The sequence below is a fragment of the Acinetobacter chinensis genome (assembly GCF_002165375.2).
In the GTDB taxonomy this organism is placed as follows: domain Bacteria; phylum Pseudomonadota; class Gammaproteobacteria; order Pseudomonadales; family Moraxellaceae; genus Acinetobacter; species Acinetobacter chinensis.
This window is the reverse complement of sequence record NZ_CP032134.1, coordinates 1912157-1929729: the sequence shown is the minus strand read 5'-3', so window position 1 is coordinate 1929729 and position 17573 is coordinate 1912157. Positions and strand designations below refer to the sequence as shown.

Below are 17573 nucleotides of genomic sequence, written 5' to 3'. Positions count from 1 at the left end.
GCATGCCTTAAGCATTAAATGCTTGATAAAACATGATTAATAAGTGCACATTTTTCTTTTTGTTAGAGAATCGTGCCAATTTTGAGTTGGAAAATGTGATGCAGCTTCAGTATAAATATTTAACTATTTGTACACTATCAGCCATGCTTATGGCTTGTGGTGGCGGGGGCGGAAGCCAGTCAGCTTCAGAAGGTGGAGTTGTACAAAAATATGCGGAGCCAGAAAAGGACAGCATTGAGAGCAGTACGCTGGGTTTTTATGACTTAAATGCAGAGGGACAGAACCGCGAAATCCGGAATGATCTGAGTGGAAATTTTGAAGCTATGCTTCAGTTTGCACAGGGGCATGTTGTAGATCCGAAAGGAAATGAAGATAAGAATATGCCTCGTCTGACCAGCGAACGTGAAGCGTTACTGCTGGTGACACCTGTACAGGGTATGGGAGATATTCGGCGTTTAAATGCTGAAATTTACCAGGATGGCCGTTTGCTCAGGACAGTTGAATTGAATGATCCAGCTCAGCTTCCGCTGTCTGATCAGGCAAATACGGATGACAGACCTAAAGTGCTGTATTCAAAAAAAGCATGGTCGGCTGTATTGAAGTGGGATGAGGTTGTGCCTGGTCTGAGTATTCAGATTGTTCAGCCGGACTCAGGTAAACGTGGTGAGATTACGGCTGAAGGTATTGATTTTGCAGCACCGGGTGAACTGGTACTGCAGAACATCCGTTTAGGTCTTTTGACCGATCCACCTAAATCAAGCGGTCATTATATGTTGCTTGAGCCTGAAAAAGCGGGAACGGATTATTTTCAGACAATTCCTGCTGCACAGATGATTGTCACTAAATATGATGATATGAAACTTGATCGGGTTATGATTGCCAGTGGCACAATTTATGATTCTGTCAGTGCATCAAACGGTGGTTATTATGAAGGGGATATGCGGGAAAATACTGCAAAATCAACCTTCAGTGTGGGAACCAATCTTGCGAACTGGGGCGTGACATCTTCATCCATGGCAAGTCAGGAACAGCCACAGTTGACTCAGAGCGTTGTTGTGCATCATGCACGTGGTAAATATGCCAATGGTGAAGCAAATCATGGTCTGAGTGGTGGTAATGGTATGCTGACCATTATTGACTCTGTTGGAAATGAGTTCAGTCATGAAATCGGGCATCATTATGGGCTGGGGCATTATCCTGGTTCTGTCGGAAACAACATGTTCTGGGCGGCGCATCATGCAGACAGCGGATGGGGTTATATCGCTTACCGTAACAAAATGCGGGGCAACCTGGACTGGGGCAATAAAAACCTTGGAGATGGAAGTAATGGTATTCCTAACTTCCAGAACCTGTATCCGTATGGTAAAGATGCGATGTCGGGTGGATATTCTTCGAGTTCGATTTCCCGTTATACCCACTACACGGGTTACAGCACCCGCTGGAAGATTCAGCCGCACTTCAATGCACGCCATGTCTGGGATGAAAAATCTCCTACGGGCTATAAAAAATGGAATGAGACGACCAGAAAAATGGAAGTCATTCAGCCTAAAGTGCCTAAATCAAGTGGGGTCTGGTATAACAGTGCAGATGGCAACTATCTGAAACCTGCCATGTTTGGTGTGCCAGTTTATACCATTCTGGGTGGTTACGATGTAGAGAACCAGAGCGGTATTATTTATCCTGCTGCACGTGGTAACTGGGGGAATGTCTTTAATCTGCCTGCACCTGTATTGTCTACTGGTACAGCCAACTGTTGGTTAAGTGTGCAGTTTGCAAATGGTGTAAAAAATATTGCACTTGCACCGGCTCAGCTGGCAGCCAACAGTAAAGCCAATAAATTCCATATCAATCTTGCACAGAGTGATCAGCCACAACACGTAGAGCTGTTCTGTCAGAAAGCAGGAGCTGATGCCGTGAAACTGTCACAGATTGATATTCCTGTTTTAGCGGCTCTGCCTGCTTATGTGAAAATTGGTCGTGAAGCGGGTTACAGTGCGCTGAGAAAGATTGAACTACCACTGCTGGAACAGGCATTGCTTGAAAATGCTGATAAATCTGTGATTCACCTGGGAACAGATGCACGACTCTGGATGGATTCGTATTCTGCGTATAAATCAGAGCTTTCAGCTGCAGCACAGGCTGTGTTTGACCGTTACGTCCAGCAGACAAGTACCATGCACCGTTTAAACCGTTGGGTGGATGCTTATCGTGCTGATCTGACATCTGATGTGCCTGAGGCTAAAGCAGCTTTTAAAAATTTTCTGACAGTATTGAGGCTGGATCAGGAAAAACCTCTGCAAGGAGTGACCAGTATCAAGAACAGAACAAACTGTCTGAAAACTGAAACTCTGGCAAATGGTCAGCTGAATGCTTATATCAGCGGTGCAAGTGGTTGCAGCAATGATGAAACTGAGCAGTGGATTTACGATATTGACGGTAAGATTCATAACCGTGCCGCGTTGGATCAGTGCCTGACAACGGGTGGTGGTAATGTTATCAGTATGGCTACCTGTCAGAGCAATCAGGCAAATCAGCTCTGGAGTATGCATGAAGCAACTGGAACAATCAGACAGGCAAATCAGTGTTTTGATCTTGAAGGTGGTAATCTGAAAGAAAACCGTGCCCGTCTGATCCGTTATGGATGTACCAATGGTGCAAACCAGAAATGGACAATAATGGAGCAGAATCAGAGTCTGATTCTTGGATTGTCAAAAGCTGAAAATCTTGGACTGATCACTCGTCTGATGACACCTGAAGTCAGTCAGTAAATGTGTAAATGATCATGATGAATAAGCTCCTTCGGGGGCTTATTCTGTATGTTTTGATCTGGGGCGCACCAGTAAAATCATCAGTGGTAATAATGAAAATGCAAAAAATCCACAAAGAATCGGTACGATCACAGGATCATTTGCAGGATTTCCTAAAAAAATATATTTATAAACAACACTCAGAAGCAGTGCAAACATGCCAAATGTTGCAAATGGGATCATGACCCGAAGAAGCAGAAAACTCCAGAGATTCCCTAAAGACTTTGTTTTGAAATCCATGGCATAAGAAAATAGCGTATAAAGCACCATTGCCATCATGAATGTCATTAAACCGCCTGCAAAAAGCAGCAGACCACTACGGGCAGACTTTTCTCCGACTCTTTTATCACCTGGCGTATAGACAATCGTAACTTTATCTCCAATGACAGGTCTTCCTCCAGAGCGTATATCGGTGGGTATGTCTTTGTGGACCATACCGTCTTCAGTCTGAAAACTGACATAACTGTGATACATCAGGATTCGGTTGCCACCTTTACCAGGGTTATTGCCCCATTCGCTGCTGTAGCCCTGTATGGTTGCTTCGTAGGCTGGTTTACTGAACAGGTTGTACACTGACTGTGGAATGAAAAAGGAAAAGGGAATAACCAGTGATGAAATGACAAAAATAATCAGTGCTGGAAAAATATATGTGCTGAGGGTGATTTTTTCAGAAGTATCCGTGTTGCTTTTGCGGATCAGTCTGATTGCCAGCCATCTTGACCAGATCACCAACAGAAAAAAGCAGATTACAAAAATATAGCCAGATGTTGTCATTATTCATTTTTATCATGGGGTTTTAATTTTGAGAGTATAGAAGATGATGCCGATGAAATTCGTTTTTAATTGTGTCGTTTTTATCAGGGTGAATTTATTTCAGGTATAAAAAAAGCCCTTGCGGGCTTTTTTCAAATGCAAAATTATTTAGCAACTAATGCTTTAACTTGTGCATTTAAACGGCTCTTATGACGAGCAGCTTTGTTTTTATGGATGATGCCTTTATCAGCCATACGGTCGATTACAGGAACCGCTACTTTGTATGCTTCAGCAGCAGCAGCATGTTCACCAGCTGCAATAGCAGCTACTGTACGTTTGATATAAGTACGAACCATAGAACGTAAGCTAGCGTTGTGTTTACGTGCTTTAACGTTTTGACGAGCACGTTTTTTTGCTTGAGCAGAGTTTGCCACTCGTGCACTCCTTGAAATAGATTGGTCTGGGCGGGCTGAAATTACATCTGAAAACCTACATCAGAGAATTTTCACCAGCCCGTAAACAAGTGCCATATTGTGATTAAATAGAGCACGGAAGTCAAGCCTTGACATACTTTGGCAACATTTTAGATGAAGATTTTTTTGAATTAAATCGTTAGATTAGTGCTGAGAGGGAGTGAGTGGTTAAAAAATGACAAAATCAATTGAAAGTGCAATCGTGATCGGGGCAACGGGTCTGGTGGGCAGAGAGCTGCTGAAACAACTGAACCAGCTACCTTCATGTAAAAAGATAACAGCAGTGGTCCGACATGAAGATGAGCTGTTTAAAAGTTTAAATAAAGTTGAACAGCTGGTTCTGTCTGATTTTCTGTTACTGAATGATGAAGATGTAAATGGTTATAGCCATGCTTTCAGTTGTCTTGGGAGTACGATAAAAAAAGCAGGGTCGAAATCAGTATTTTATAATATTGATTTTGAAATCAATGCACATTTTGCCGATCTGTTTGAAGAAACAGCGACACATTATCTTCTGGTCAGTGCCATGGGGGCTAAAGCTGGATCTAAAATTTTTTATAATCAGGTCAAAGGACAACTTGAAGATCATGTTCAGGCATTGCAACTGAGTAAGGTGTCTATCGTACGTCCATCACTGTTGCTGGGTGAGCGTTCTGAACAGCGTACACTTGAAGATGCGACACAGAAGCTGTACAGAAAATTCGCTTATCTGGTTCCAGATTCATTTAAATATAAGCCTGTTACTGCTGAACAGGTGGCTCATACTATGGTCGAGGCTGCACAAAAGCAGGAAAAGCCATTTGAAATTTATGATAATTTACGCATACAAAAATCCATATAAAAGGAAATAAGCATGACTGTTGCATTCGTTACCTGTGATTTACTTGATGATCATCCTGAAAAAGATATTCAGACTCTGATTCCATCGCTCGATGGTCGTTTTTTCCGTAGCTATGGCGCGCGTAAAAGTTTTGGTGGTCAGATTGTCACTGTAAAATGTTTTGAAGATAACTCACGTGTCAAAGAGTTGCTTGCTACAGATGGCAAAGGGAAAGTACTTGTTGTGGATGGTGGTGCATCAATGCGCTGCGCACTGATGGGTGACATGATTGCTGAATCTGCTGTAAAAAATAACTGGAATGGTGTGATTATTTACGGATGTGTCCGAGATGTTGACGCAATTGCAGAACTCGATCTGGGAGTACATGCATTGGCTTCAATTCCTCAAAAAAGTAACCGTAAAGGCATAGGCGAGGTTGATGTTTCACTGTATTTTGGCAGCGTAACATTCAGTTCTGGTGATTATGTCTATGCAGACAATAACGGAATTGTTGTATCCAAAGAAAAACTGGTCGATTTATAAAAATAGGCGCAAAGCCTGGAGATAACAAAATGGTGCATCATCAAATCAAAGTCATTCAGGCTTTGGCGACTTCGCTGACAGAAGGTGGTCGTGGAGCAAACGGAACCGCATTTCCAGTTCAACCTGAAAAAGCGTTAAAACTGTATGAGTTTGAAGGTTCACCATTTTGTCGCCGTGTCCGCGAAGTGATGACTTTGCTGAACCTGGATTATGAAGTGTATCCATGTCCAAAAGGCGGTACTAAATTCCGTAAAATCGTCAAAGAGCAAGGCGGTAAACTGCGTTTTCCGTATTTTGTAGATGAAAATACCGGCACAGCCATGTATGAATCACAGGATATTATTCATTACCTGTTTCAGCATTATGGTAAAAGTGGCAAAACGCCTGAAAAATATGCACATTATCCAAAATATCCAGTCGTTGCTTTAGCAGGAACGCTGTTGAATGGCGCACGGGGTGTCTGGGTCAATAAAAAAATTATAAACCGTGAAACACCTGAACAGCTTCTGGAACTGTGGGGTTTTGAAGCTAGTCCATATACCCGTATCGTGCGTGGGATTCTGACCGAACTGGAACTGCCTTTTGTTTTTCATAACGTAGCAAAAGAACGCTGGCAGGATCAGGGACCATCGGTTTTACGTTTAAAACCAGGCAAATATATTCCTCTGGCCGGAGGAAAACGTGAAAAAGTAGTTCCAGTCATGGGGCGTCATAAAAAAGATATTCAGGTGCCTTATCTGGAAGATCCTAATACAGGTGCAAAACTTTTTGAATCTGAGGTTATTGTGGATTATTTAAAACGTAGATATGCATAATCTTGCGTCATGAAGCATCCGAAAGGATGCTTTTTTTACCATTGGAATAAAATAGCCTAAGCATATCTATACTTTTATATGGGTTTAAATCAGACTAAACTGAATTATTGCTTGGAATGCTGGAATATCAGATGTTGAACAGAATTGCTGATTTATTTAAAGGTAAAGAGGCGAAAGCTGAACTTGAGTTTTTAGAAAAAAATAATATTCAGATAGATGCTGAGCGGGGTTTTATTGTCGATGGAATTGTTGCCAACAGTCTATCTGAACGGCTGGAATATTTTTCTAACCGTAAACTGAATAATTTTGATGATTTAAAAGAACTTTTTTATAAAGCTATTCTGATCAATGAAAAAATAGATCTGGAAATTGCATCAGGTCGTTATGTGGCTCGTTTAGGCAATAACGAAGAAAATCTGCAACAGCTGAAGACTGTGATTTTTAAGTTGAATGACTACTATAAACAGTTCAGACGGGATCGTTGATACTCACTGAACTTAGTCATGAAATGAATGCTTGCCTTTGATGCATCATGTTAAACTATCGCCCATGTCATTCTGACCCAAAGCAATTATGTTTACACAAGAAATTTCCGAACTGAATTTAAAACAACTCAAAGCTGGTGAAAAACGCTGGATTGGTTCCATGCTTGGTTCATCAGCTGCATTACTGTTCAAGGAAATTTCAGAAAAATCCAGCCAGTTATTTGTACTGGTGGCAAGAAACAATCAGCATCTGGGGCAACTGGAAAGTGAACTTGAGTTTTATGGCATAAAACCGACTATTTTCCCAGACTGGGAAATTTTGCCTTATGATCGACTTTCTCCACACCAGGATATTGTATCTGAACGCCTTTCAATTTTATCCAACATGCCTCAGTCGGGTATTCTGCTTGTTTCAGCGACTACACTGGCTCAGCGTGTAGCACCGACATCGTGGGTACTGGGTGAACATTTCGATATTAAAATCGGTCAGACATTTGATCTGGAGCAGCAGAAACTGCGACTGATTCAGGCAGGTTATCATCTTGTGGATACTGTTTATGATCATGGCGAATTTGCTGTGCGAGGCAGTATTATGGATATTTATGCATCTGGACAGGATGCTCCGATCCGTATAGACCTGTTTGATAATGAAATTGATACGCTGAAATTTTTTGATCCTGAAACCCAGAGAACAACAACAAAAATAGAGAGTTTTACTGTTCTTCCTGCCAAAGAATTTCCACTGAAAGAAGCACGCTCTACCTTTCGTGATCGTTATGCAGAAAGTTTTCCAACTGCAAATCCCAAGAAAAATCCAATATATCAGGATGTCATGGAAGGTATTGCATCACCAGGGCTGGACTTTTATTTCCCATTGTTCTTCAGTGCTGAGTCTATGCAGATCCAAAGCAGTCTCACATCGTACTTACCTGGTAATGCGGTTGTCATTACAGATAAGCATCTGGAAGATGGGTTGACCAGTTTCTGGAAAGATGTGATGCGCCGTTATGAAGACCGCCGTCATAATGTGAATCAGCCCTTACTACCGCCTGAACAGATTTTTTTACAGCCCAATCAGATCTTTGAATTTCTGAATCAGTTTCCGCGCATCATTGCAGATACAGAAGTTGTGGAAATCCGTTCAGGTGCATTGAATTTATCAGCAGAACAACCGCCACGCTTAGCTGTAGATCCGAAGCAGGAAAAACCTTTTTCAGCCGTCAAAAAATATATTGATGACGCAAATCATCCTGTATTGCTGGTGGCAGAAAGTGCAGGACGCCGTGAAACCCTGAAAGATGCTTTACGCCCAGCGCTGGGTGAAATTCCTGTAGTCAGTAACTTTGCTGAATTTCAGCAATCACATTTTTCAGTAGCAATCACCAATGCACCTCTGGATCGGGGGCTGGTCATTACAGATCATCTTTCGGTTATTTCAGAGAATCAGCTGTATGAACATCGAGTGGTTCAACGCCGTCGTAAACGTCAGCATGAAGTTTCTGAAGAGTTTCTGGTTCGCAGTCTGACAGAGCTAAGTATTGGTGCGCCTGTTGTACATATTGATCATGGTGTTGGGCGTTATGCAGGTCTGATCACGCTGAATATTGATGATCAGGACTACGAGTTTTTACAGCTGAATTATGCAGATGAAGCTAAAGTCTATGTTCCTGTGACCAACCTGCATCTGATCAGTCGCTTCAGTGGCGGAGATCCTGATCTTGCACCTCTACACAAACTGGGCACAGATGCCTGGAACAAAGCCAAACGTAAAGCACTGGAGCAGATTCACGATGTAGCAGCAGAACTACTGCATATTCAGGCACGTCGTCAGGCAAAACCTGGGATCAGTTTTGAACTTGAGCAAAGCAGCTATATGCAGTTTTCAAGTGGTTTTGCTTATGAAGAAACGCTGGATCAGGCGAATGCCATCGAAGCCACACTTTATGACATGCAGCTGGCCAAACCGATGGACCGACTGGTCTGTGGTGATGTGGGCTTTGGTAAGACTGAAGTCGCGATGCGGGCTGCATTTGTAGCTGTTCAGAACAATAAGCAGGTCGCAGTACTTGTGCCGACAACCTTGCTGGCGCAGCAGCATTATGAATCTTTCAAAGACCGTTTTGCTGACTGGCCTATCCGCATAGAGGTTCTGTCCCGCTTCGGAACAAGTAAAGCACATACCAGAACCATTGAAGATCTTGCTGATGGCAAAGTAGATATTGTGATTGGCACACATAAAATTCTGCAGGAAAATATCCAGTTTAAAAATTTAGGGCTGATGATTGTCGATGAGGAGCATCGCTTTGGCGTACGTGATAAAGAGCGTATTAAAGCGATGCGTGCAGATGTGGATATGCTGACCCTGACGGCAACTCCGATTCCACGGACGTTGAATATGGCATTCAGCGGCATGCGTGATTTATCTATTATTGCAACGCCTCCAGCACGTCGTCTTGCAGTCAAAACATTTGTCAATGAACAGACCGATGAAACAATGAAAGAAGCGATTCTGCGTGAATTGCTGCGTGGTGGGCAGGTCTATATTCTTCATAATGAAGTGGATACGATTGAACGTGCTGCGGAAAATATCCGTAACCTGGTGCCAGAAGCCCGTGTTGCTGTTGCACATGGTCAGATGCGTGAGCGTGAACTGGAGCAGGTCATGCAGCAGTTCTACCATAAAGAATTTAATGTCCTGGTCTGTTCAACCATTATTGAGACAGGTATTGATGTACCAAATGCCAATACCATCATTATTGAGCGGGCAGATAAACTCGGACTGGCTCAGCTGCATCAGCTGCGTGGGCGGGTCGGACGTTCACATCATCAGGCCTATGCTTACCTCATGGTACCTTCAATCAAAGGTTTGAAAGGTGATGCTGAAAAGCGTCTGGATGCCATCAGCCGGGCATCTACGCTGGGTGCCGGTTTCATGCTTGCGACCGAAGATCTGGAAATCCGTGGAGCAGGTGAACTGCTGGGCGAACAGCAAAGTGGTTCCATGCAGGCAATAGGCTACAGTCTGTATATGGAAATGCTTGAAAAGGCGACCAAAGCCATTCAGAACGGAAAAACTCCAAATTTCGATGCACCATTGTCACTGACAGCGGAAATCAACCTGCATATGCCTGCGCTGATCCCCGATGAATATCTGGGTGATGTCCATCAGCGTCTGATGTTCTATAAGCGTATCAGTAATGCAAATACTCAGGAAAAACTGGATCATATCCGTATGGAACTGATTGACCGTTTTGGTGTGCCACCTGTACAGGTCAAACAGCTTTTCAGTGTGCATCAGGTTCGAATCATAGCGGAAAAACTTGAAATTACTAAAATTGATCTGAGTGCAAACGGCGGTTCTATTGAATTTTCACCAGACACTCCCGTACAGGCAATCACCATTATTCAGATGATGCAGAAGCATCCGACCTGGTTCCGAATGGAAGGCGGGCAGCGACTGAGGGTCATGGTCATGATGGAAGAGTATGAAAAACGGATCAGATTTATCAGTGATCTGCTGAACAGTCTGGTCAGTGAATCAGGGCTTAAGCCGTAGTCTGATTGATCTGATACTTTCAGAAGGAAGCTCTGTTATGCGTGTCATGAGCCTATAGGTGGGAACAGGGAAAAATACAGAGACTTCCTGAAAGTATCTGAAAACTATATGATTATTTTAAACGATTGAAATCAGGAAAATAAGCGGAAAGAAGTTCTTGATTTTTTTAGATAATTTATTAAAGTTGAAGTGTGATGGATTTCAAAGCAAATATAGCTTTATTTGCATTGAAACACGCTCTATGGAATATTCACACTGATTTGTATGTGATAGTATTGGTCATCATTCTAATTTTGCATCATTTATAAAGATATGTTTAGTTTGCATCCACAACTTGCTCAAGATACTTTTTTTGTAGGCGATTTTCCGCTGTCAACATGTCGTTTAATGAATGATATGCAGTTCCCGTGGTTGATTCTTATTCCACGTGTACCTGGTGTTACAGAATTATACGAACTCAGCCAGGCGGATCAGGAACAGTTTTTACGCGAATCAAGCTGGTTATCCAGTCAGTTATCACGTGTGTTCCGTGCAGACAAAATGAATGTAGCTGCTTTAGGTAACATGGTTCCACAGTTGCATTTCCATCACGTTGTACGTTATCAGAATGATGTTGCATGGCCAAAACCTGTATGGGGTACGCCAGCAGTTCCATATAACAATGAAGTACTGGCACATATGCGCCAGACGCTGATGCTGGCACTGCGCGGTCAGGGTGATATGCCGTTTGACTGGCGCATGGATTGATATTCACATTTCGGTTGCATAGGGATGTGTAACTGTAAAGTCCGAAAGGGGTGAAAAGTGGTGTCATTGGACAGCTGGATGGAACGAGAGCCGAAGCAGTTTGATTACCTTCATCGTTTGATGGGGTATACAATGCTATCTCTGATATTGGTTGTTTATTATTACACCTCCCCAGATACAAATTATCAGATCTATCTGCCATTGTTTCTGGGTTTTTTGATTCTGATAATTCCAAAACTGTCTCACTGGCTTCAGTACCGTTTCAATAACCGCATACGTGCCAATGTCATGTTTATTATTGATATTGTGGTCGTTGCGATCTGTCTGTCAGCTGTACATCTCAATCTTGTACTGACTTTTGCAGCAATTTTTGTACTGCTGTATACCGCAATCAATATCAGAACATCCTTTGTGGTTGCTTCGCTGGCAAGCCTGATTGGGGCTACCGTCTTTTATATCTGCAATATTTTTGTATTTGGATTCGGTGAATACTTTGAGCACACATCCAGTGAGCTGACTGTACTCGCTTTTCTGTGCATGATCACATATTTCGGTGTGGGCAGTGTCTATCAGAGCAAGCGCATCCGTTATTCGATTGGGCGTAAGGACTATTACTACGCACAGATGAACCGTTATATGGAATTTGCCAATCAGCTGAGCCGTTATGCGCCTTTGCAGCTGTGGCAGTCCATCATGAAAGGTGAAGCCGAAGCCAAAATTGAATACAAACGTAAGAAAATGACAATTTTCTTTTCAGATATTCAGGGTTTTACTGAGCTGTCAGAAACGCTGATTCCTGATGATCTTGCGTTCCTCTTAAATGACTATCTGAGTCATATGACTGAGATCGCAAAACAGTACGAAGCAACCGTTGATAAGTTCATGGGTGATGCAATCCTGATCTTTTTTGGCGATCCGACCACTCAGGGCGTCGAGCAGGATGCAAAAACCTGTGTGGAAATGGCAATTGCCATGCGTCAGCAGATGAAGCTGTTACGGGAACGCTGGATTAAGATGGGTTATCCTCCATTGCATATACGTATGGGTATCAGTACGGGTTACTGTCACGTGGGGAATTACGGTGCTGCGCATCGAATGGCATATACCATTGTTGGACGGGATGCCAACCTTGCTGCAAGACTGCAAAGCGCAGCTGAAGTGGATGAAATCCTGCTGTCTGATGAAACCTATAAATTAATTAAAAATGATTATCTTTGTGCGCCCAAAGCTCCTATTTTTCTGAAAGGGATTAATGGTCCTGTGCGTACCTGGCAGGTTATGGAAAAATACACCGCCAGTAAGTCTGATTATCAGCGTTGGTTTGATTATGAATATAAAGGATTTCATCTGTTGCTCAATCTGGATGAAGTTCAGAACTTTGAGTATCCTGAACTGATTAATGTTCTGGAAAAAATGATCAAACGTATCCATACCCAGCAGAAACTGATGAACTCTCAGGGAATTGTGAAGCTGAAACTGGAAGATGAAATTATTGTAGATGAAGTTAAATAGTTTTTAATACGATCCATTTCATAACAGATGCTGAATCCAGGCAATAAAAAACCACTCTCATGGAGTGGTTTTTTAACATTCAATATTTCTACAGAATATCAGTGATTTTCTGAAGCATGGTTAATCGTGTATTTGGGAATTTCAATTTCCATGTCTTCATCTGTGATTTTCACCTGGCAGGATAAGCGTGAATCAGGTTCCAGACCCCAGGCACGGTCAAGCAGATCCGCTTCTACATCATCCATTTCTTCGAGTTCATCGAAACCTTTACGAACCACGACGTGACAGGTGGTGCATGCTTTAGACATATCACAGGCATGCTCAATTTTAATACCATTGTCCAGCAGGCTTTGACACAGGTTGCTGTTGGCTTCAACTTCAAACTCAGCACCATTTGGGCAAATTGTCGCATGTGGTAATACTTTGATACGTGGCATAGTTTTGACCTTGATTAGTTTGAGTTTGACCAGTCATCCAGCTTAGTGCCTTTCAGTGCATGATCAATATGTTGATTCATGCGGGCAGCAGCAAAAGCATCACTGTGTATTTTAAGCTGTTGTACGGCTTCTTCAATGTTTTTAATATCATCTGTTTCAAGCTGAGATTTTAAAATATCAGCTGCCTGATTCAGACTCGACAGCTGCTCGCTGTTCAGGAGTTTTGCATCAGCTTTTAAAGCCTGTTCAAGGGCTTCAAGTTCACGACGGGCTTCAACTTTTGTTTCATTCAGATGGCGTAAATTTTTGTCTTCTTCAGCAAACTTATAACCATCCAGCAATAAACGTTGAGTGTCATCTTCAGAAAGACCATAGGATGGTTTGATATCAATCTGAGCGTGAACACCTGAAGAGGTTTCTTTGGCAGACACAAAAAGCAGTCCATCTGCATCGACCTGGAAGGTGACTTCAATACGGGCCTGACCGGCAGTCATTGGTGGAATACCACGCAGAACAAAACGCCCGAGGCTTCGGCAATGCTCAACCAGATCGCGCTCACCCTGAACAACATGAATCAGCATGGCAGTCTGACCATCCTGATAGGTGGTGAATTCCTGACGGCGTGCGACAGGAATAGGGGTGTTACGTGAAATCAATCGCTCAACCAGTCCACCCATGGTTTCAAGACCAAGTGACAACGGAGTAACATCAAGCAGTAAGGAACCGTCCTGAGAGTTTCCAATCAGTTGATTGGCAGTGATTGCTGCACCAATGGCGACAACTTCATCAGGGTTGATGGTACACAGTGGTTCCTGATTAAATACATCGCGGATGGCATTCTGAACAGCGTAAGAGCGGGTTGAGCCACCCACCAGAACCACATTCTGAATATCCGTCAGTTCAAGTTTTGCATCACGTAAAACACGTTTGCAGACACTGATGGTTTTATCCAATGCAACCTGAATGATTTCTTCAAAAGTCTGACGGTTCAGTGTCAGCTTTTGATCGAGCAGTTTCATTTCTACCGAATCGGTATCTGAAAGTGCTTCTTTGGCTTTGCGGGCAGTCACAATAAAGTGAGCATATTCGGCATCATCCAATGTTTCAATATTCAGCTGTTTTTTAGCCCATTTGACAATCAGACGGTCAAGGTCATCACCACCGAGTGCAGTATGTCCACCAGTCGCCAGAACTTCAAAGACACCTTGTGAGAAACGCAGAATGGAGACATCAAAAGTACCGCCACCCAGATCATAAATCACATAGTTCTGGTTAGTTGCCAGACCTGTTTCCTGATCCAGTCCATAGGCAACAGCTGCTGCTGTCGGCTCATTCAGCAAACGCAGAACATTTAAGCCTGCAAGCTGAGCGGCATCACGGGTTGCCTGGCGCTGAGCTTCATCAAAGTAGGCAGGTACTGTAATTACAGCACCGTTTACAGGGTTTTTCAGGCTTGATTCTGCACGGTCTTTCAGCTGCTTTAAAATCTCTGCTGATATTTCAACAGGTGTTTTGCGTCCCTGTGCAGTTTCAAAAGCAGGCATCTGGTTATCTTCGCCCACAAGCACATACGGGTGCTGGAACTTAATATCAGACTTTGAACGACCCATGAAACGTTTTACTGAAACGATTGTATTTTTAGGGTCAGTCGTCATAAATGGCTTTGCAGCATCGCCATATTCAGTTGAATTTTTAGAATAGTGAACAATTGAAGGAAGTAACACCCGACCTTGTTCATCGTTCAGAACTTTTGCTTTACCTGACAGCAGGGTAGCAACCAGGGAGTGGGTTGTGCCTAAGTCAATTCCAATTGCAATGCGGTGTTCGTGTGGCGCACTTGATTGTCCGGGTTCTGCAATTTGCAAGAGTGCCATGGGTTACATCCTTAACAAAAAATATCAAAAAGTGAAATCAAAAATTAAAATTCGTCGTCCAGATTGAAACTGTCATCATCAAGCAACTGGTCTTCTGCTTTGTCGATATCATTCATCACTTTCTGGAAAAAACGCAGTTTACGTACAGCATCACGGGCTTCAGCCCAATCTTCATCGTCATAATCAATTTTGAACTCGCGGACAAGACCATCAATCCATTGCTGTACTTCAATTTTCAGTGACTGAAGTTCTTTGCTGTCAGCCGCTTCATCCAGCTGTTCACGAATTTCAAGCGCTGACTGTAAAAACTCAAAATCATTAATGGACTGATCAAGATGATGGTCCTGCTTTTTCAGCGCCAGTAAATATGCAGCACGGCTGTCTACATTGGCAAGCACTTTATAAGCCTGGTTGATTTCGCTGGATTTAATCAGGGCTGTATCTTTATCGGAAGCTTTATCGGGATGAAACTGTTGCTGTAATGCAAGAAAACTGGATTTTAGAATGGCAGGATCAAGATCAAGTGCGACAGGGAGGTTGAACAGCTCAAAATGACTCATGGGAGGATTCATCCACAATGATGTGTTTGACAGGTAATACAAAAATATTGCTGTAAATGTAATTAAAACAGTGCATTGCACTGTTTTAATGAAAAAGGTGCATAAATTTAAACGGTAAAGGATTCACCGCAACCGCATTCACCTTTTTTGTTTGGATTATTGAACTCGAAGCCTTCATTTAGACCATTTTTAACATAGTCCATTTCCATACCATCAAGATAAACGAGGCTTTTCGGGTCTACAAAAACTTTAACACCGAACTGTTCAAACATCTGATCATGTGTGTCGATATCATCTACGAACTCGAGTACATAAGCCAGACCAGAACAGCCGGAAGTTTTCACACCAAGACGAATTCCTTCACCCTTACCACGATTTTTCAGGTAATTGCTGATATGCGTTGCAGCATGTTCAGTTAAATGGATCATGAAAACTCCGTTAATTTATGTTCTGTTTAAAATCCAGACTGCTGTTAAGCTTTAGTCTTTTTACTGCGGTAATCTTCCACAGCTGCTTTGATTGCATCTTCTGCAAGTACAGAGCAGTGTACTTTCACCGGTGGCAGAGCAAGTTCAGTCGCAATATCAATGTTTTTAATTGCCTGAGCCTGATCCAGAGTTTTACCTTTGAGCCATTCAGTTACCAGCGAGCTGGATGCAATTGCAGAACCACAGCCGTAAGTCTTGAAACGTGCTTCTTCAATCACGCCATTATCATCGACCTGAATCTGTAAACGCATAACGTCACCACATGCAGGTGCGCCGACCATACCTGTACCAACGTTTTCAGCATTTTTATCCAGAACACCAACATTACGAGGGTTTTCGTAATGATCAATTACTTTTTCACTATAAGCCATGATGCTTCTCCAAACCTCGGGGTCAGCGTTAAAAATATGTATTGCTACATGCTAAATAATATGGGGGCATTTTACTGAATTTCAATAAAATGCCTTTAGAGTAAGGCTGAAAATCAGTGTTCAGCCCATTCTACAGAATTTAAGTCGATACCGTCTTTGTACATGTCCCAAAGTGGTGAAAGTTCACGTAACTTTTCAACCGCAGCTTTGGAAATGGCAATCACGTGATCAATATCTTCTTCAGTGGTGTATTTACCAAAGCTGAAGCGGATTGAACTGTGAGCAAGCTCATCAGACAGACCAAGCGCACGAAGAACGTATGATGGTTCAAGTGTTGCAGATGTACATGCTGAACCAGAAGATACAGCTACATCTTTAAGCGCCATCATCAGTGATTCGCCTTCAACAAAGTTGAAGCTGACATTCAGATAGTTGGCTACATTGTGTTCAGGATGTCCGTTCAGGAAAACCTGTTCCATTTCCTGTAAGCCATTCCATAATTTGTCGCGCAGAACACGTAAGCGAGCCTGTTCAGCAGCCATGGTTTTTCCTGCGATTTCAAATGCTTCACCCATACCAACAATCTGGTGAGTCGCAAGTGTACCAGAACGCATACCACGTTCATGACCACCACCATGCATTTGAGCTTTGATACGGACACGAGGACTGCGGCGTACAAACAGTGCACCAATGCCTTTAGGACCATAAACTTTGTGCCCAGAGAAACTCATCAGATCAACTTTCATGGTTGAAAGATCAATTTCTACTTTACCTGCAGCCTGAGCAGCATCGACGTGGAAATATGTTTTGTTGGCGCGGGTCAGTTGACCAATGGCAGCAACATCAGTGACAGTACCGATTTCATTGTTTACCATCATCAGGGAAACAAGAATGGTGTCAGCACGCAGAGCTGCTTTTACCATTTCAGGTGTAATCAGACCGGTACGTGGTTCTGGTTCAAGATAAGTAATTTCGAAACCTTCTTCTTCAAGCTCGCGGCAAGTATCAAGAATGGCTTTATGTTCAATTTTACTTGTAATAATGTGTTTACCTTTTGAGCCGTAGAACTGAGCAATACCTTTAAGTGCAAGGTTGTCAGATTCCGTAGCACCAGAAGTCCATACGATTTCACGTGGATCTGCTTTAATCAGGTTTGCGATCTGCTCACGGGCATATTCAACTTTTTCTTCTGCCTGCCAACCATACGCATGAGAGCGTGATGCAGCATTACCGAAAGTCCCGTCAAAAGTTAAGCATTCCATCATGCGTTCTGCAACTTGAGGATCGACAGGGGTTGTTGCTGCGTAGTCGAGATAAATAGGACGTTTCATG

Annotated in this window: 16 protein-coding genes; 8 read left to right on the top strand and 8 right to left on the bottom strand. The window is 42.8% G+C overall.

Annotation, left to right across the window (positions count from 1 at the left end):
• Positions 1-98: 98 nt before the first annotated feature.
• Positions 99-2768, top strand: a complete 2670-nt coding sequence (locus tag CDG60_RS10145) for a M66 family metalloprotease (protein WP_087512406.1) — start codon at positions 99-101, stop codon at positions 2766-2768.
• Between the two features lie 39 nt (positions 2769-2807).
• Here CDG60_RS10145 and CDG60_RS10140 read toward each other — a convergent pair whose 3' ends face one another.
• Positions 2808-3581, bottom strand: a complete 774-nt coding sequence (locus tag CDG60_RS10140) for a DUF3592 domain-containing protein (RefSeq protein WP_087512255.1) — start codon at positions 3579-3581, stop codon at positions 2808-2810.
• A 143-nt stretch (positions 3582-3724) separates the two neighbouring features.
• Entirely contained in the window at positions 3725-3994 is a 270-nt protein-coding gene (gene rpsT / locus CDG60_RS10135; RefSeq protein WP_087512254.1) for a 30S ribosomal protein S20, read from the bottom strand.
• 214 nt (positions 3995-4208) lie between these two features.
• On the opposite strand from rpsT, the gene CDG60_RS10130 reads away from it, so the two are divergent.
• From CDG60_RS10130 to CDG60_RS10100, 7 genes are all read left to right on the top strand, one after another.
• On the top strand, positions 4209-4874 hold the full coding sequence (locus CDG60_RS10130) for an NAD(P)H-binding protein (RefSeq protein ID WP_087512253.1): 666 nt from the start codon (positions 4209-4211) through the stop codon (positions 4872-4874).
• A 12-nt stretch (positions 4875-4886) separates the two neighbouring features.
• Positions 4887-5396, top strand: a complete 510-nt coding sequence (gene rraA / locus CDG60_RS10125) for a ribonuclease E activity regulator RraA (protein WP_087512252.1) — start codon at positions 4887-4889, stop codon at positions 5394-5396.
• A gap of 29 nt (positions 5397-5425) precedes the next feature.
• Complete coding sequence (locus CDG60_RS10120; RefSeq protein ID WP_087512251.1) at positions 5426-6211, top strand: glutathione S-transferase N-terminal domain-containing protein; 786 nt, start codon at positions 5426-5428, stop codon at positions 6209-6211.
• Between the two features lie 131 nt (positions 6212-6342).
• Positions 6343-6696 carry a hypothetical protein gene (locus tag CDG60_RS10115; protein ID WP_087512405.1) on the top strand — a complete coding sequence of 118 codons (354 nt, stop codon included), beginning with the start codon at positions 6343-6345 and terminating at the stop codon, positions 6694-6696.
• 88 nt (positions 6697-6784) lie between these two features.
• Positions 6785-10252 (top strand): transcription-repair coupling factor, encoded by a 3468-nt coding sequence (mfd, locus tag CDG60_RS10110; protein ID WP_087512250.1) that lies wholly within the window; start codon positions 6785-6787, stop codon positions 10250-10252.
• Positions 10253-10564: 312 nt separating this feature from the next.
• Positions 10565-10999: an HIT domain-containing protein gene (locus tag CDG60_RS10105; RefSeq protein WP_087512249.1), complete on the top strand. Its 435-nt coding sequence runs from the start codon at positions 10565-10567 to the stop codon at positions 10997-10999.
• 60 nt (positions 11000-11059) lie between these two features.
• Complete coding sequence (locus CDG60_RS10100) at positions 11060-12511, top strand: adenylate/guanylate cyclase domain-containing protein (RefSeq protein ID WP_087512404.1); 1452 nt, start codon at positions 11060-11062, stop codon at positions 12509-12511.
• Between the two features lie 98 nt (positions 12512-12609).
• Here the strand turns inward: CDG60_RS10100 and fdx are convergent, their stop codons facing one another.
• From fdx to CDG60_RS10070, 6 genes are all read right to left on the bottom strand, one after another.
• Entirely contained in the window at positions 12610-12948 is a 339-nt protein-coding gene (fdx, locus tag CDG60_RS10095) for an ISC system 2Fe-2S type ferredoxin (RefSeq protein WP_087512248.1), read from the bottom strand.
• A 14-nt stretch (positions 12949-12962) separates the two neighbouring features.
• Positions 12963-14822, bottom strand: coding sequence for a Fe-S protein assembly chaperone HscA (gene hscA / locus CDG60_RS10090; RefSeq protein ID WP_087512247.1), 1860 nt, complete (start codon positions 14820-14822; stop codon positions 12963-12965).
• 44 nt (positions 14823-14866) lie between these two features.
• Complete coding sequence (hscB, locus tag CDG60_RS10085; protein WP_087512246.1) at positions 14867-15382, bottom strand: Fe-S protein assembly co-chaperone HscB; 516 nt, start codon at positions 15380-15382, stop codon at positions 14867-14869.
• A gap of 107 nt (positions 15383-15489) precedes the next feature.
• Entirely contained in the window at positions 15490-15810 is a 321-nt protein-coding gene (iscA, locus tag CDG60_RS10080; RefSeq protein ID WP_087512245.1) for an iron-sulfur cluster assembly protein IscA, read from the bottom strand.
• A 44-nt stretch (positions 15811-15854) separates the two neighbouring features.
• The gene (gene iscU, locus CDG60_RS10075) at positions 15855-16241 is read right to left on the bottom strand and encodes a Fe-S cluster assembly scaffold IscU (protein ID WP_067667749.1); all 387 of its coding nucleotides are present in this window, start codon (positions 16239-16241) and stop codon (positions 15855-15857) included.
• Between the two features lie 113 nt (positions 16242-16354).
• Positions 16355-17572: an IscS subfamily cysteine desulfurase gene (locus tag CDG60_RS10070; RefSeq protein ID WP_087512244.1), complete on the bottom strand. Its 1218-nt coding sequence runs from the start codon at positions 17570-17572 to the stop codon at positions 16355-16357.
• Position 17573: the final 1 nt, after the last annotated feature.

Bases quoted from the DNA above. Each gene is read 5' to 3' on its own strand.
- CDG60_RS10145 (WP_087512406.1), top strand. From the start codon at position 99: ATGCAGCTTCAGTATAAATATTTAACTATTTGTACACTATCAGCCATG.
- CDG60_RS10130 (WP_087512253.1), top strand. From the start codon at position 4,209: ATGACAAAATCAATTGAAAGTGCAATCGTGATCGGGGCAACGGGTCTG.
- hscA (WP_087512247.1), bottom strand. From the start codon at position 14,822: ATGGCACTCTTGCAAATTGCAGAACCCGGACAATCAAGTGCGCCACAC.
- rraA (WP_087512252.1), top strand. From the start codon at position 4,887: ATGACTGTTGCATTCGTTACCTGTGATTTACTTGATGATCATCCTGAA.
- fdx (WP_087512248.1), bottom strand. From the start codon at position 12,948: ATGCCACGTATCAAAGTATTACCACATGCGACAATTTGCCCAAATGGT.
- hscB (WP_087512246.1), bottom strand. From the start codon at position 15,382: ATGAGTCATTTTGAGCTGTTCAACCTCCCTGTCGCACTTGATCTTGAT.
- iscA (WP_087512245.1), bottom strand. From the start codon at position 15,810: ATGATCCATTTAACTGAACATGCTGCAACGCATATCAGCAATTACCTG.
- CDG60_RS10070 (WP_087512244.1), bottom strand. From the start codon at position 17,572: ATGAAACGTCCTATTTATCTCGACTACGCAGCAACAACCCCTGTCGAT.
- CDG60_RS10140 (WP_087512255.1), bottom strand. From the start codon at position 3,581: ATGACAACATCTGGCTATATTTTTGTAATCTGCTTTTTTCTGTTGGTG.
- CDG60_RS10105 (WP_087512249.1), top strand. From the start codon at position 10,565: ATGTTTAGTTTGCATCCACAACTTGCTCAAGATACTTTTTTTGTAGGC.
- iscU (WP_067667749.1), bottom strand. From the start codon at position 16,241: ATGGCTTATAGTGAAAAAGTAATTGATCATTACGAAAACCCTCGTAAT.
- CDG60_RS10115 (WP_087512405.1), top strand. From the start codon at position 6,343: ATGTTGAACAGAATTGCTGATTTATTTAAAGGTAAAGAGGCGAAAGCT.
- mfd (WP_087512250.1), top strand. From the start codon at position 6,785: ATGTTTACACAAGAAATTTCCGAACTGAATTTAAAACAACTCAAAGCT.
- CDG60_RS10120 (WP_087512251.1), top strand. From the start codon at position 5,426: ATGGTGCATCATCAAATCAAAGTCATTCAGGCTTTGGCGACTTCGCTG.